Here is a 15568-nt window from a genome sequence, read left to right as displayed (position 1 = left end):
ATAATGCGGAGTCACCGCGCACGAGTTGAGGAGGCCCCTTCATGCCCGCGCTTCACGACTTCGCCACCTGGCAGCCGTTGCTGCGCCTGATGCGCGCCGCCCACGCGGAGACACTGGGTGCGCCCGGCGGGCACGTGTCGGGGCAGATCAGCCCCGGGGCGTGGAGCGTGCCGCTGCCGCACCGGCGTCCCAGGCCGGGGCAGGCCTCACTGGTCCCCGACAACCAGGAGAAGTTCGACGCCGTGGCCACCGTCGTCGCAGCGCTCGTGGAGGACGGGATCGACGAGGTCTCCTTCGTCGTGGAGGCCTCTTCCACTCCCGGTGGTGTCCGGCTTCACGTGATCGATCTGGGAACCTCCGCGGAGCCGGGGATCGGGTCCGCGCACCCGGGCACGCTCCTGCTCGCGGACGGGGCACTGCCCGAACCGGTGCGCCGTCTGCCCGAGGCGGTGCCGGACAGGGCGCCGGCCCCGTCCGCGGATCCGGAACTGCTGCGGCGCACCCTCCTCGAACGGCTCCCCGACGCGGTAGGGGCCACCGACGAGGAGGTGGCGGCGGTGGAGGCACGCCTGGGCGTGGCGCTGCCACCGGAGTTGGCGACCCTGTACCGGACCGTCCGGGGCCGCCACGAGGACCGGTACGACGATCGGGATCCGTACGACGTCGTCGGCTGCGAGCTCCTGCCCCTCGACCAGGTCTACGTCGCCGACGCGGCCTCCCGGCATGTCCTGTGGCGGTTCGGCGCCATGGACGCGGTCGAGACGTGGCCCGAGGACGCCGTGCAGGGGCTCGTGGGCTCGCCGGGCTGGATCGTCTTCGGCGACAACGGCGGCGGGGACCGTCTCGCCGTCGATCTGACGCCGGGTCCGGACGGCCACGTCGGGCAGGTGATCATCATCGGTCACGAGGGGAACATCGGCGCCGATCTGGTCGCCGACTCCCTCACGGACATGGTCGTCCACCGCCGGTACGACGGCCGTCAGATCCGCAGGGCGACCCGGCCACCGCTCGTCGCCCACGTCAATCACGCCTCGGTCCCCAGCGTGGAGGCCGCCGCCCACCCCGGCCTGGAGGTCCTCAGCATCGGGGTCCTGCACCAGGAGCCCGTCAGCCTCGCGCCGGTCTTCGGCCTCCCCCGCCTGCGGTCCCTGTCCGCGTATCCGGGCACCCTTGCCGACCCCCGGGAGATATCCGCGCTCACCCGTCTCGAGTACCTGGCTCTCCCTCACGCGGAGTGGCGCGTCCTCCTCGACGCGGGCGCCGTGCCCACCGGGCTCCTCGCCGCGGACATCAAGGGCCACCGGCCGCAGGACAATCCCCTGCACACCATCGCCCTCGCCGACGAGATCCTCACCCTGTTCGGCCGGGACCCGATCACCGGCATCACGATGCTGGAGGGAGCGGTCCCGTAAGGACGCCGAGAGCCGCCCGGCATGACTCAGGCCTTTCGCCCGCCGGTTGGGGCGCCGCCCGCGACACGACGGCAGGTCGTCGCAGCGAGTGCCGCCTACTCGGCGTCGATGCCATGGTCCCGCAGGAGTTGCTGGAGTCCGTCGCGGTAGCCCTTGCCGCCGATGACGAAGTTCCAGTCACCGTTCGCGCGGCGGCGGAAGGAGCCGAGGACGAGCGCGGTCTCCCCGGGGCGGCCGTCCGAGACCTCGAGGCGGTCGAGCTCCGCGAGGCCCGGGTCGAGCAGCCTCACGTGGGCGTCGGTGAAGGCGGCGAGGTCCGCGTCCTGGCCGGCGTGGGGGTCGACGGCGGCGACGAGGACCAGGCGGTCGGCCTCCGGTGGGACGGCGTCGAAGGAGACGCGGACGGCGGCCTTGTCGGGCGGTGTGGCGGCCAGGGCCGCGACCGCGCCGTCCGGGGTGCGGGGGTTGTTGTAGAAGACGAAGTGGTCCTCGCTCAGCGCCCGGTCGCCGGTGCAGACGAGGGCGCACACGTCCAGTGCCACGTCCCCGGTCCAGGACACGGCCAGCACGTTGTAGTCGTCCGACGGGCCGGACGCCGGCGTGCGGGTGGACGCCGGCGCGTGGGCGGACGCGGGCGCGGCAGGGCGCCCCGTGCGGGCGGGCGTCGGACCGGCGCCCGCCGCGCCCAGACGTCCGGACAGCCCGTGGCGGTGGAGCAGGTCGACGAGTTCGGGCCCGGAGACCAGTTCCAGTGGCTTGCCGTTGGCGAAGGTGTGGGAGCCGGGGCCGAACCGCGACGTCGTGACCAGGACGCCCTTGTTGGCCCCCACGTCCTGGACCGTGCCGTACAGGTCGCGCACGGCGGTGGGCGGCACGGTGTTGCGGTAGCGCTTCACCTGGACGACGATCTTGCCGCCGCGGATGGGGGTCGGGTCCAGGGCGTCGACGTCCACACCGCCGTCGTTGGAGCGCTGGGTGGTGACGGCCTGCATGCCCATCGCCCGGAAGAGCTCCGCGACGAGGGACTCGAAGGCGAGCGGGTCCATCGCAAAGAGGTCGGGTTCCTCTTCTCCCCCGTGGCTGACGACGCGCGCACCGACCTCCTCGGGCCTGCGCCCGGGCCGTACGGCCGTGAGCTGGTCGGGACGGGCGGTGAGCTGCCCTCTCAGGGCGTCGGTCAGGCAGCTCACCGCGTCCACCTGTCCCAGATGGAGCCCGTCGAAGGCGGCACGCGGGGCCATGACCGTGGCGAGGTGGATGCGGGTACGCCGGCCGGTCGCGGGGTCGTTGTCGTCGACGAAGCCGTTGAGGGCGACGGAGTCCAGGGCGGCGTACTCGTCGGCGGCGAAGAGGTGGTGCAGCACCAGCAGCACGCACTGCGCGACGACCTCGCGGTACAGGGCGCGGCGCTGGGTCACGGGGCGGGCGGTCTCCTGGTCGTCGTCCGTGCCGGAGCGGTAGCGGACGGCCTTCACCGCGGGCACGACGTCGTAGCCGGGGAGCTGCCAGTCGAGCACGAGCTGGCCCGCGGCCGGGTCGTAGGCGGCGGACACCTGCCGCGGGAATCCCTCGGGCCAGGCTGTGGAGGCGTAGAGCGCGGCCGAGAAGTACTCGACCACCGCCTCGGGGGCGCGGCGGCGGACCCCGTCGACCACCTGCGCCACCCCCTCGTTGTGGCGTCGGACCTCCGACAGCTGGGTCCGTGCCCACGCGTCGTACTGCTGCCGGTAGGCGGTGAGTTGCTGCTGCCGTTGCTGTTCGGCGGCCTGGGCCGCGTACCAGTCGTGCTCGAAGCGGGCCCGGGCCTCGGCCTCCGCCTGGGCACGGCGGGCGGCCGTCCAGCCGCCGTTCTGCGGCTGGTAGGCGGCGGGGTCGGGCATCGGGACGGGGTGGGCGAGCGGGCCGGGGGCGAAGGGCTCCACCGACTCCGCCCGCCGCAGCGAGGCGGCGCGGAAGGCCGGGGCGCGGAGTCCGGCGGCCAGCAGTCCCTGCAGGCCGGCGACCTGGGCGTCGAGTTCGGCCGTGCGTCTTCCGGCCTCGGCCTGCCGGTACTCCCGGTGGCTCTGGGCCACTCGACGCTGGTAGGCCCGTGCCTCTCGGGCGGCGGCCTGCTGCCGTCTCGCCTCGAGCTCCCGCTGGCGCTGCTGCTGGCGCTGGATCTCGGCCCAGGCACCGACGATTCCGGTGGAACGGCGACTCATGTGGTGCTTGGTCCTCCCCACGGCACTCCGCTCCAGGATCCGCCGGTTCCCCCCGGATCCGGTTGCCCCCTGTGCCTGGCGCGGGGCGACAACCTTACCCGGAACCCGGGCGGAGGGGACGGGCCGGGCGGCGGGTCCCGGGACGTCGCCGCGTCACGGGGTGGCGTCGGCGCCCCGGGGCGCCGGTCGCAGCGACGACGCGCCGACGACGACCAGGAGGATGAGCACCGCGGGGATGCCGAGGGCGGTCGGCAGTCCGGTGACGGTGCTGACCGCGCCGATCACCAGGGGTCCGACGAGGAACCCGACGTATCCGAGGCTGACCACGAGGGACAGCGCCGCCCCGGTGCGGGCCGGGTCGCGTCGGGCCGCCGCGATGTAGACCTGCGGGGCTATGCAGGACATGCCGGCGCCCAGACAGGCGAAGCCGGCGACCGCGGCGACGGGATGCCCGATCAGCAGGGCGGCGATCATGCCGGCCGAGGCGAGCACCCCGCACCCGCGGACGAGCGGCACGGGCCCGAAGCGCGCTGCCAGGCCGTCGCCGAGCAGCCGTCCGACCGTCATCGCGACCGAGAAGGCCGCGAAGGCCGCGGCGGCGAAGGCGGGCGTACTGCCGAGGCTCTGGGCCAGGTAGACGGCGCTCCAGTCCGCGGCCGTGCCCTCTCCGACCAGCGTGCACATGGCCAGGGCACCGAGCAGAAGCAGGCCGAGCCGATGCCGACCGCCGGGCCTGCCCCCGGCCCGGGGCGTCGTGTCCGCGGCGGGCGGCGGGACGGCCTCCCCCCGCAGGGTCCAGGCGATCGCCCACAGGGCCAGCACCAGGACGCCGGCGCCCACCGCGGCGAACGTCGCTTCCGGGCTCACGTCCCGGTGCGCGAAGACGCCGCCGACCGCGGCCCCGAGGAAGCCGCCGATGCTGTACACGGCGTGGAAGGACGTCACGACGGGGCGGCCCCAGGCCCGCTGGACCTCCATCGCGTTCGCGTTCATCGCGATGTTCAACGTGCCGTGGATTGTGCCGAAGACGAACAGCGCCACGATGAGCGAGGCCAGGGACGGCACGAACGCGGTGGGGACGAGCAGGACGCCCTCCAGCAGCGCCGTCGGGACCAGGACCCGGAAGCTGCCCCGGCGGTCGACGAGTCGCCCCAGGCCCAGCATTCCCGCGATGGCGCCCACGGCGAACGCCAGCAGGGCGAGGCCGAGCTCTCCGTCGCTGAGGTCCAGGTCGGCCTTGATCGCGGGGATGCGGCTGGTCCAGCAGCCCAGGGTGGCGCCGAAGAGCAGGAAGTAGAGCGCCGTGGCCGCCCGTCCGCGGAGGAGAGCGCCCCTTCGCGTGTCGTCACGGCTCACGGCTGCGCCCTCCACTCGGTTCCTTCCGGCCCTCGGACCGCCGTCGGCGGCAACCGCCATCGGCCGCCGCCGTCGGCAGCCGCCGTCGGCCGCGACGCGGCAACTTCCGCTCCGCAAGCGGATGTTCGCCACGCCCCGTCAGCCCAGTCCCTACCCCGCGGCACCGACGGGTGCACCCTCGCGCGCGGACCCGTGACGGGCCGGCCCTCACCACACGCCGCGACCGAACCACTCAGCCCCCGACGAGGGCGACGAGCTTGATGAAGACCAGGTCGGGATCGGCGGTGAGGTCCACGACCTCGTCGAGGTCCTCGACCTGGCGGTCACCGGCCAGCACGAAGAAGCCGTTGGCGAGGAAGGCGCGCTCGGCGGTCTCGGCCTGGCGTTCCCAGTCGATGCGGCGGGGCTCCCGGAGGAGGTAGCCGTTCAGTTCCGTCTCGGCGTCGTCGGGGCGGACCAGACCGTTGAAGCGGTGGGCCGGACGGGCGTTGTGCCGGGCCACCTCCTCGCGGACCCGCAGCCGGATCAGCTCCCGTACGGTCATCGTCCCCGGCAGCCCGGTGACCTCCCACTCGGTGAGCGGCCTGCCCGCCGCGGTCTCGTCCCGGAACGTCACTGTGGCCATCGGGCACCTCGCTGGATCTGCCGGAGGATCGTCTCGTCGGTGATCTTCGCGTCGGCGGCCAGCAGGAACGCCTTGCTGAGGATCACTGAGAGCCGTTCGTCCTCGAAGGGCAGGAACACCTTGGCTGCGCCCCTGCCGGGTGAGGGGACGACGCACAGGTACGCGTCGTCCGGTTCCATCAGGATGTTGGCCGACCCCAGGTGGATCCGGTACGTGCGCAGGTCTCCCCGGACCACCAGGAAGCGGCCGTCGAGCGAGCACCGGCCGGCGATCCGCAGGCGGGGCAGGATGCGCCGCAGCGTCTCGCGGCGGACCTCGGCACTGGCCGTCAGGGCGCCGAAGGCGGCCGTCCGCCAGTAGCCGGTCCAGCGGTCCTCGCCCCGGTCACTCCAGTCGGGGTCGGCGGCGATCGAGGTGACGGCCACGAACAGGTCGACGTCCCGCATCGCCTCGCTGAACACCGGCGGAGGAACCTCCGCCAGCGGCACCTCGCGCCAACGCCGCCCGTCACGCCGCTCGAAGCGGACCTGGTCCGTCGCGGCGTAGTCGGTCCCACGGTCCCCGCCGTCCCCGCCCGCGTGCTCGTGGTGGAAGCAGGCCCGCCACTCGCCGTCGGCGAACTCTCCCCACGCCTCCCCGGAGTAACCGCCGTCGTACGGACCGAGGAAGTTGGCCCGCCAGCCGCGCTCCTTGAACAGCGCGTACAGCCGCGGGTAGTGGACGATGTGGGCGGCGAACCGGTTGGAGTAGAGGCGGGTCTCCTGCTCCGCCGGGGTGAGCAGGTAGATCTTCCGGAAGGCCTGCTTGAACGGCTGCCGGAGCTGCTCGGCGACCAGCAGTTCCCGCCACGCCCTGATCTCCTCCACCGACGCCAGGATCGGGTGCCACAGCCGGACGCGCACGGGCTCGCCCGGTGGCTCGGCCGCCGGGGCCGTCGCCCGCCACTCGCCGTCCACGCCCTGGAACTCCCAGATCAGCCCGCGGACGATCGTCCCGGTGACCGGGTGGTCGCGGTAGTGGCGGCACCACTCGTCGTACGGCCATTCACGCCCGGCCGACATCAGGGCCTCGAGACGGGACCGCTCCGCCGACAGCGTTCCCCGCACCTCCTTGGCGAGGGCCTTCGTCTCCCGCAACGCGTCCGGGAAGCCGTCCCTGACCGCCGCGGGGGCCGTACGGGAGGTCCGGCCGTCGGGAGCCGTGAAGGTGAGCCGCACCGTCGCCGCGTCCTCCACCGACAGGCGCGCCCGGTGTCCGCCCAGCGTCCGCTCGAGCGACCCGTCGGGCTCCAGGCCGTGGCGGGGCACGCTCCGCTCGACGAGTTGGCCCGCCGTGATCCCCTGCCGTGCGGCGGCCGCCGTCAGGGCCGTGCCGAGCTGCTTGACCAGGGCCCGGTGCCTGATCTGCGACCGCAGCCGCCACAGGGTCTCCAGCGCGGCCGGGTCGTCGACCTCGGCCAGCGCGTTGATCGCCGCGCCCGCGAGCTTGAGGTCCTCGGTCACCGCGGACCTGGGGCCGCCGGCTCGCAGGGCGAGCGCGCCGAGGTGGGGCACGGCGGCCGGCCCGCCGGCCATCGCGCCCGCCCAGACGAGGCCCCGGGCCAGGTCCCCGTCGTTCTGGTGCACGAGGTAGTGGTAGTGGTAGTCGTCGGGTATCCACCCGTTGTGCGGTCCGCGCGCCCGGCTGCACAGCGGCTCGTCCTCGGCCAGCGCCCGCAGGACGGCGGTCGCCGGTTCCGCGGCCGACGCCGCCTCCACGAGGGCCCGGCACGTCCGCCGCCAGCGCTGCGAGGGACGCGGCCCGGACGCAGCGGCGAGGTGCTGGACGAACTCGGCCAGCTCGGGCGTGGGCCTCGCCTCGGCGCGGTCGCGCAGCGCGGCGGCCCACGGGGCGTGCGGCGGGATCAGTCCGTCGGGTATGAGCCCCTTGTCCACGCGTGCGAGCAGGGCGCGCAGCCGCTTGCCGAGCGGACCGCGCAGGTGCGCGGGCGCCTCGCCGCTCATCAGCCGGGTGTGGGCGTGCCGCAGCCAGGGGGCGAGGGCACGGCAGCCGTCGGCGTCGAGTCGCTCGGCCGCGTCCAGGGCCGGTCCCAAGGGGCCGGCGGACCGGTAGGCGGTGTCGGACGCGGTGGCGCAGGACAGCATCACCGCGACCTCCTCCGGACTCCAGCCCCGCACCCGCTGCATCACGGTCACGACCTCGGCCTCGTACTCCCGGGATCCGGGGACGACGCAACGGGATGCCAGCAGCAGGCAGAGGGCCGCGGCCCTGCCCTCCGCGTCCGAGCAGGCCGCCAGCCACCCGTCGATCTCGTCCTGGTTGGCCGCGCGTGTCGCCAGGATGCGGTCGTACTCCCCCGCTCCCCGCGACGCCGCGTAGGCGTCCCACCGGGGCTCGGTCCGTTGGCGCTCCAGGAGGTCGACGAGTCCGCGGGCGCGGGCGAGGGCCGCGGTCCTCACGTCGTCGAGCGGGTCGTTCCGGCGGGCCTGGGCGGCCAGGGCTTCGTGCAGCATGACGGGATGATGACAAGGGGTACCGACAACGGGTCCGGCACGGGGGGCGGTTGCCGGCCACCGCGCCGTGTTCGTCCTCAGGGGCGGGCCCGCAGCACCTCGAGGGCACCGGTCTCGGTGTCGAAGCTGCGCAGCGTGGTGAGCCGGACCGGCAGCGGCGGCGCGGGCAGCAGCTCCCGCACCCCGCGGCCGGCGAAGGCGCCGGGCCTCCGGCTCCGGCCGAGGGTGACGTGCGGGACCCAACGCCCTGGGGCGTGCAGGGGGTTGAGTGCCTGAGGCGGGCTGTCCGCGGTCACCGCCTCCCACACCCGGCGGTGCAGGCCGGCCAGCGCGGCGTCGAGGTCCAGTGCCCAGGCGAGCACAGACGTGGGGCGTTCGAAGCGGATGACCCCGGTGAACCGCACCGGCAGCGGCAGGGCGGCGGCCACCTCGGCGAGCTCCCAGCGGATCGGGGCGGTCAGCTCCGGGCAGGTCGCCAGGGTGAGGTGCGGGCTGTTGGTCGGGGACCGGTGCCGCGCCTGACTGGGCAGCCCCGCGTCCGCGAGCCGCCGCCAGGCCTCGCGGACCGCCAGGTCCGCCGACTCGTCCAACAGGAGCTCGACCGTGCGCACCACCGCAGGGTACCCGCGGGGCGGGCCGGGGTCCGCCCGTGCGTGGCCGCGCGCAGGGACGCCCTTGCGGGTCGCCGCACCCGTGCCGGTGCTCGTTCTTCCGCCGGTGGTGTCCCTCCCGTCCCGCACGCCCGTGGTGCTCGGGCAACTCCTCCGGGGGCGTGGAAGGGCGGCCGTCGCCGCCCCGTGCCAGGCTGGCTTGGTCAACGATCTGCGGAAGGGAATCCTCGCCATGATCACGAACGACTTCGTCCCCGGTTCCCCCTGCTGGCTCGACCTCGGCGCGCCCGACGTGGGCGCCGCCGCGGCCTTCTACGGCGCCGTCCTCGGCTGGGACTACGAGCCCATGGGCGCAGGCGAGGGCGGTGGCGGCGGCCAGGACGCCGAGGCCATGGAGGGCGGCATGTTCCGCAAGGACGGCAAGATCGTCGCGGGGCTCGGCAAGCTCACCGAGGAGGGCGCGCGGTCGGCCTGGATGATCTACTACTGCGTCTCGGACGCGGGCGCCACCACCCGGACCGTGGAGGGCGCGGGCGGCACCGTGCGGGTGGCTCCGACCGACCTCGACGAGTGGGGCCGGATGGCGCAGTACAGCGACCCCCTGGGGGGACAGTTCGCGGTCTGGCAGCCGGGGACCGACAAGGGCGTCGAGCTGGTGGACAAGCCGGGGTCGCTGTCCTGGACCGAGCTGTACACGACGGACGCGGCGGCGGCCAAGGAGTTCTACGGCACCGTCTTCGGCTGGCAGTTCAGCGACATGGCCATGCCCGGTGGTGGTGGCACCTACACCATGATCACACCTGCCGGGCTCCCCGAGGAGCGGATGCACGGCGGCATCATGGAACTGGGCATGGAGAACCTCGGCCTGGCGCACGGCCGGCCGTACTGGCACCCCGTCTTCAACGTCACCGACTGCGACGCGGCGGTCGCCCGGGTCACCGAGAACGGCGGCACCGTGCAGATGGGGCCGGAGACGGCGGAGGGTGTCGGCCGGATGGCCGTCTGTCTCGACCCGTCGAACGCGGACTTCGTCCTGCTCACCCCGGCCGAGGGCTGAGCCCGCCGTCCGCCGCACGTGACGGCAGCCGGTCGTCCCCCGCGGCGTCCGCGCACCGCTCACCACCGCGCACAGTGTCCGGAGGCCGGCCGAAGCCCTTCCCACCGCCGGCCTCCCTGCCGCGCCCGCCGACCGCCCCACCCTCGTGGCACAGGGGCGCCTCCGGTGCGGTGCGCCCTGTGGGTAGGATCCCGCGAGCGCGGTAGCCCGGTCGGGGGTGACGGCTACAGCTGGAAGGGCTGCCATGGTTTCCCGTTTGCGTGTGGTGCGCGCCTTCGTGCTGCTGGCCGGCTTCTTCCTGCTGGGGTTCGTCCTCCTGGCCGCCATCGGAGGGCTGGACTGGCTGTTGGTGACGCGGGCGGCCGGCGCCCGGGGGTCGTTGGCGCAGGGCGCGGCCCTCACCGCCTCCCTGCTGCTGGCCGTGGCGATCGTGCGGGGCATGTTCGCCTTCCTGCGAGCCGGGCGTCTGCGCGAGGAGCGGCAGGCGATCGCGGTGGCGCCCGACGACCAGCCCGAGCTGTGGGCACTGGTCCGGGCCGCCGCCGAGGCGACGGGGGAACAGCCGCCGGACGAGCTGTACCTCGACGCGCGGGTGAACGCCTCCGTCGCCGAGGAGAGCCGGCTGCTGGGCCTGCTGCCCGGCCGGCGCCGGATGCACATCGGGGTGCCGTTGGTCGTCGGCATGACCGTCCAGCAACTCCGCGGCGTGCTGGCCCACGAGTTCGGCCACTACGCCAACCTCGACACCCGGCTCGGGGGCGTCGTCATGCGGGGGCGTGCGGCCGTGCTGCACACGGTCGACGTGTTCGGGCGGAGCGACACCTGGTTCCATCAGGCGGTGGGCATGCTGTACGTCAAGTACGCCCACCTGTACCTGCGTACCTCGCAGGCCGTGGGCCGTGAGCAGGAACTCGCCGCCGACCGGACGGCGGCCCGGCACGCGGGGCGGGACGCGACCGCCTCGGCACTGCGCGCCCTGCCGGTGCTCGACGCCGCCTACGAGAACTACCTGACGGCCTACGCCGCAATGGGCGAGCCGGTGGGGGCCCTCCCGCAGCGGGGCGAGGTGTACGGCGGCTTCCGCCGGATGATCGAGGGCCGGTCGTCCGAGGACCTCGCCGAACTGTCCGCCGGGCAACGCCTTCCACGCCCCCACGCGTACGACTCGCACCCGCCGATCGCCGAACGCGTCGCCCTGATCGAGGCGTTGCCCGAGGACGGCAGGGTCGCCGGACCGGACGACGCGAGGCCCGCGCTCACCCTCCTGCGGGAGGCGGCGGAGGTGTTCACGGCGCTGGAGGCGTGCACGCTGGGGCCGGAGGTCTCCTCCCTGCCCCGCATGGGCTGGGACGCTCTCGTCATGGCCCGCGCCGTCGCCGACGCCGAGGGGTGGGCCCGGCCGTTGCTGGTCGCCACGGCCAGGGCATTGCGGGCGCAGTCGGCGGGCGACGGCGGCGTCAGACCGGCCGGCCCTGTCGAGGACGGGGCGCTGCCCGGTCTGGAGGAAGTCCTGGACGCCTTCGACCGGGGCCTGTTGTGGAGCGAGATCGCCGACCGCATGCCCAAGCCGCAACAGGCGTCGTGGCTGACGGGAGCTTCCGCCCGCAACTTCGTCCGGCCCCAGGTCCTCGACGGCCTCGCCGGTCTGGTCGATCTGCGCCTGGTCCGGGCCGGACGGGCGACCCCCGACCTGGCCTGGTCGGGACCGCGCCCCGGCCTCGCCCTGCCCGAGGAGTGGGCGCGCGGCATGGACGACGCTCTCGACGCGGCCGTCGCCGACGCCCCCGACACCGCACTCCTGCGGTCCCTGCTGGCCGGAGTGGAGTACGACGCCGTCAGGTAGCCGAGTCGGCATGTCGACTTCCTGTCGCACCGTCGCCCGCTCCCCCGGCCCTCGTGTGCCCCCGTGTGTCCCCGCGTGCCCCCCGGCCCCCCGCGCGGGGAACGTCCGCTCGGCCCCTGCCCACGTCGCACGCGACTTCGGCGCAGGTCTCGGCATGTGGGCCGCCCTTGACCGCCTCGCAAGCGGATGCCAATCTCTCGCTCATGCCGTGGACCCCGTTGACCAGCCGCCGAGTGGTTGACTTCATGTTGATCGCCACCAGCGCGTGTCGCTGCCGCTGACGGTTCCTCCCGTCGGCCGTTCCCATCGGCCGATCGCCGGCTTCCGCTAGTCCGTCCATCGCGTTTCGCCCCGCTTCCCCCGTCGTCCGGATCCTTGCGTCCGGGCCCGTGGGTGACGGCGCCTCCTTGCCGCGAACTCCGGTGACGCTCCGCCTGGTTCACACCGCTGCCGCCGCGTGCTCCCGCACGCTCACCGGGGCGGAGTGAACCACCCGTCATCGGTGATCCCGGCGCGATGTCGCGTTCCGGTCGCCGTCACCGCACGCCGCGGTGCGTCCTTTCCGCAGGCCGCGGATCCACGTACCCGGCGGTTCCTCCTCCCGTACCGGCCGTCCCGGTCGCGCCGCGGCCTGCGCGTCCCCGCCCCGCACAACTCCCGGTCGCTCGCGCGCCGCCGAGGCCTGTCCGCGGACGGAACCGGTCGGCCCCGATCCACTCCACCAGCACCCACACCGAACAGGTCACCGACATGAGCTACCTCTGGTACATCCCCAACCAGATCGAGCCGGGCCACCGCGGCGACGACACAGGCCGGGACGAGGGCTGGGGCACCCTCGACCACTCCACCGACCTGGCCCGCACCGCCGAGAGCCACGGCTGGGAGGGCGCGCTGCTGGGCACCGGCTGGGGCCGCCCCGACACGTTCACGCTGGGCGCCTCCCTGGCGGCACGGACCACCACCTTCAAGCCGCTGATCGCCGTGCGGCCGGGCTACTGGCAACCCGCGCACTTCGCTAGCTCCGCCGCCACACTGGACCACCTGACCGGCGGCCGTGTGCTGGTCAACATCGTCAGCGGCCTCGACGACCTCGCCGCCTACGGCGACCACCACACCGATCCGGCGAACCGCTACGAGCGCACCCGCGAGTTCATCCAGCTGGTCCGGCGCCTGTGGACGGAGGAGAACGTCACCTACCGGGGCGAGCACTTCGCCGTCGAGAACTCCACCGTGGTGCCGCACCCCGACGGCTACCCCGACCGGCACCCCACCCTCTACTTCGGTGGCGCGTCCGAGCCCGCCGAGCGGGTGGCGGCCGCCGAGGCGGACGTGCAGCTGTTCTGGGGCGAGCCGCTGGAGGGCCTGGCCGAACGCATCGAGCGCCTGCGGAAGCTGGAAGCCAGGCTGGAGCGCCGGCACAAGCCGCTGGAGTTCGGTCTGCGCATCACCACCCTCGTCCGCGACACCACCGAGGAGGCGTGGCGGGACGCCGAGGCCCGGGTGGCCGCCATGGCCCAGAGGGGCGTGGACGGTCCCGGCTGGGCCGTCGGAGGCGAGCGCCGGGCCGCGGTGGGCCAGCAGCGTCTGCTCGAACTCGCCGAGCGCGGCGACGTGCTCGACACCTGCCTCTACACCGCCCCCGGCACGGTCGGCGGCGGCGGAGCGGGGACCACCTGGCTGGTCGGTTCCGCCGACGACGTCGCCCAGGCGCTGCAGCGCTACCGGGAGCTCGGCATCTCGCACTTCGTCCTGTCGGACACTCCCTACAAGCAGGAGATCATCCGCGTCGGCGACGAGCTGCTGCCCAAGCTTCGGGCCCTGGAGAGCACCCCCGTGAGCGTCTGACCTGCACGTCCGCCTCTCTCCCCCGCTTCCCTTCCTCTCCTTCCTCCTCCTTCCTCTGCGAAAGCGAGCCTGTGCGCATGACCCTCACCGATTCCCCGGCGGTCAACCGGGCGGGTGCCCGCTACGGCGACCCGGACTTCGTCCTCGGCGCGACCTCTCCGGTCATCGAGCAGCAGCTGCGCCACCGTTCGGTGCGCGCGTTCCTGCCCGCCCCCGTCACCGAGGAGGAGCTCCAGGCCGTCGTGGCCGCGGCGTCGTCGGCGCCGACGTCCTCGAACCTGCAGGCGTGGAGCGTCGTGGCGGTGACCGACCCGGCACGCAGGCGCCGGCTGTCGGACCTGGCCGCGCGGCAGGAGTTCATCGCCGAGGCGCCGTTGTTCCTGGTGTGGGTGGCCGACCTCGACCGCCACCACCGCCTGGCGGAACGCAACGGCCGGCCGCTCGACGCCACGGCCTACCTGGAGTCCACCCTGCTCGGTGTCATCGACGCCGCGCTGGCCGCCCAGAACGCGGTCGTGGCGCTGGAGTCGCTCGGCCTGGGATCGGTCTTCGTGGGCGCGGTGCGCAACCACGCCGAGGAGTTCGCCGACGAACTGGGACTGCCGCCGCACAGCGTCGCCGTCTTCGGGCTCGCGGTCGGGCACCCCGACCCCACCGAGGTGGCCGGCGTCAAGCCGCGCCTCCCCCAGACCGCCGTCCTGCACCGCGAGACCTACAACGCCTCCGAGGCCGACGCCGGTCTACCCGCGTACGACGAGCGCCTGGCCGCCTACAACCGCGCCCACGGGCTCACCGGCGCGTGGTCGGAGCGTGTCCTGGCCCGGCTCGCCGGCGCCGCCGCCATGGCAGGCCGCGACAGGCTCCGCGGCATCCTCGAACGCCGCGGTCTGCCCTCCCGCTGACCACCGGAGCACGACGTCGGCCCCGCCCCCCGCGACACCAGCACCAGCACCAGCACCAGCAGCGACACCAGCCACGAGCCACGAGAGAGAGCGCGATGAGCGAGCAGTACCCGCACTACGAAGACGTCTTCAAGGCGGACGACCACCGCTACGACTCCCTGCCCTACCGCCGCACCGGGCGGTCCGGGCTCGACCTGCCGGCCGTCTCCCTGGGCCTGTGGCAGAAGTTCGGCACCGACCACTCCTACGACACCCAGCGCGACATCATCCTGCACGCCTTCGACCTGGGCATATCCCACATCGACAACGCCAACCGCTACGGCCCGCCGCACCGTGCCGCCGAGCGGACCCTGGGACGTGTGGTGCGCCGGGAGCTGGCGCCCTACCGCCATGAGCTGATCCTGTCCAGCAAGGCCGGCGGCGTCCTCGGGCCCAACCCCAACCTCCGCGGGGGCGGCCGCAAGGCGCTGCTGACCTCGCTCGAGCTGAGCCTGCGCGACCTCGGCACGGACTACGTCGACATCTTCTACCACCACCGGCCGGACGGGACGACGCCGCTCGAGGAGACCGCCGGGGGCTCGCCACCGCCGTCAGGTCGGGCAAGGCCCTGTACGTCGGCATCTCCAACTACGAGCCCGACCGCGCCGAGGCCATCGCCCGGCTGCTCCCGGCCGAGGGCGTGCCGCTGCTCGTCCACCAGCCGCGCTACTCCCTCTACGACCGCGGCATCGACCGGAACGGTCTCGCCGACCTGGCCGTCAGGGAGGGCTTCGGCCTCATCGTGTACTCACCGCTTGCCCAGGGCCTGCTCACCGACAAGTACCTGGAGACCATCCCGGAGGGTTCCCGCGCCGGCAACAGCGACTTCCTGAAGCCCGAGCAGATCGACGAGACCTACCGGCACCGCACGGCGCGGCTCAACAAGCTCGCCCAGGACCGCGGCCAGTCGCTGGCCCAGCTCGCCCTGCAGTGGGTGCTGCGCAACCCGGCCGTGACCTCGGCGCTGATCGGCGCCAGCTCCAAGGAGCAGCTCGACCACAACCTGGCGGCGCTGCGCGGCCCGGAGTTCACCGAGGAGGATCTCGCCGTGCTCGAGGAGTACGGGGTGCACGGGACGGGCCTGACCGCCTGACGGGCGGTGCGCCCTCGGCGTTGCCGGCGCAGGCACCCGACGGGAGCGCGGCCCTGGACCGCGAGCGTGCG

General features: G+C 74.0%; 10 protein-coding genes and 1 pseudogene. 6 read left to right on the top strand and 5 right to left on the bottom strand.

Translation table 11 applies throughout. The annotated features are described in order from the left end of the window. The first annotated feature begins 41 nt into the window (after positions 1-41). Positions 42-1412 (top strand): SMI1/KNR4 family protein, encoded by a 1371-nt coding sequence (locus Sfr03f_RS07760; RefSeq protein WP_108952910.1) that lies wholly within the window; start codon positions 42-44, stop codon positions 1410-1412. A 95-nt stretch (positions 1413-1507) separates the two neighbouring features. Here Sfr03f_RS07760 and Sfr03f_RS07755 read toward each other — a convergent pair whose 3' ends face one another. The 5 genes from Sfr03f_RS07755 to Sfr03f_RS07735 all read right to left on the bottom strand — a co-directional run bounded on the left by Sfr03f_RS07755 (position 1508) and on the right by Sfr03f_RS07735 (position 8718). Continuing rightward, entirely contained in the window at positions 1508-3613 is a 2106-nt protein-coding gene (locus tag Sfr03f_RS07755) for a restriction endonuclease (protein WP_108952909.1), read from the bottom strand. Between the two features lie 153 nt (positions 3614-3766). Further along, positions 3767-4969 carry an MFS transporter gene (locus tag Sfr03f_RS07750; RefSeq protein WP_218028131.1) on the bottom strand — a complete coding sequence of 401 codons (1203 nt, stop codon included), beginning with the start codon at positions 4967-4969 and terminating at the stop codon, positions 3767-3769. Positions 4970-5201: 232 nt separating this feature from the next. Next, the gene (locus Sfr03f_RS07745; RefSeq protein ID WP_108952907.1) at positions 5202-5594 is read right to left on the bottom strand and encodes a hypothetical protein; all 393 of its coding nucleotides are present in this window, start codon (positions 5592-5594) and stop codon (positions 5202-5204) included. Then, positions 5582-8107 carry a DUF4132 domain-containing protein gene (locus Sfr03f_RS07740; RefSeq protein ID WP_108952906.1) on the bottom strand — a complete coding sequence of 842 codons (2526 nt, stop codon included), beginning with the start codon at positions 8105-8107 and terminating at the stop codon, positions 5582-5584. Before Sfr03f_RS07740 ends, Sfr03f_RS07745 begins: the two co-directional genes overlap by 13 nt. Positions 8108-8184: 77 nt before the next feature. After that, positions 8185-8718 carry a 2'-5' RNA ligase family protein gene (locus tag Sfr03f_RS07735; protein WP_108953522.1) on the bottom strand — a complete coding sequence of 178 codons (534 nt, stop codon included), beginning with the start codon at positions 8716-8718 and terminating at the stop codon, positions 8185-8187. Between the two features lie 232 nt (positions 8719-8950). Between Sfr03f_RS07735 and Sfr03f_RS07730 the strand changes: the two genes are divergently transcribed. The 5 genes and pseudogenes from Sfr03f_RS07730 to Sfr03f_RS07710 all read left to right on the top strand — a co-directional run bounded on the left by Sfr03f_RS07730 (position 8951) and on the right by Sfr03f_RS07710 (position 15497). Beyond that, complete coding sequence (locus tag Sfr03f_RS07730) at positions 8951-9775, top strand: VOC family protein (RefSeq protein ID WP_108953521.1); 825 nt, start codon at positions 8951-8953, stop codon at positions 9773-9775. Between the two features lie 244 nt (positions 9776-10019). Continuing rightward, complete coding sequence (locus Sfr03f_RS07725) at positions 10020-11618, top strand: M48 family metallopeptidase (RefSeq protein ID WP_108952905.1); 1599 nt, start codon at positions 10020-10022, stop codon at positions 11616-11618. A gap of 750 nt (positions 11619-12368) precedes the next feature. Further along, a complete protein-coding gene (locus tag Sfr03f_RS07720) occupies positions 12369-13463 on the top strand; it encodes an LLM class flavin-dependent oxidoreductase (RefSeq protein ID WP_108952904.1) in 1095 nt (364 codons plus the stop codon). A gap of 77 nt (positions 13464-13540) precedes the next feature. Then, the gene (locus Sfr03f_RS07715) at positions 13541-14365 is read left to right on the top strand and encodes an NADPH-dependent oxidoreductase (protein ID WP_108952903.1); all 825 of its coding nucleotides are present in this window, start codon (positions 13541-13543) and stop codon (positions 14363-14365) included. Between the two features lie 95 nt (positions 14366-14460). Further along, positions 14461-15497 (top strand): annotated as a pseudogene (locus Sfr03f_RS07710) (aldo/keto reductase). Positions 15498-15568 lie beyond the last annotated feature (71 nt).

It is taken from the genome of Streptomyces fragilis, assembly GCF_003112515.1.
In the GTDB taxonomy this organism is placed as follows: Bacteria; Actinomycetota; Actinomycetes; order Streptomycetales; family Streptomycetaceae; genus Streptomyces; species Streptomyces fragilis.
This window is presented reverse-complemented; position numbering and strand designations above follow the sequence as displayed.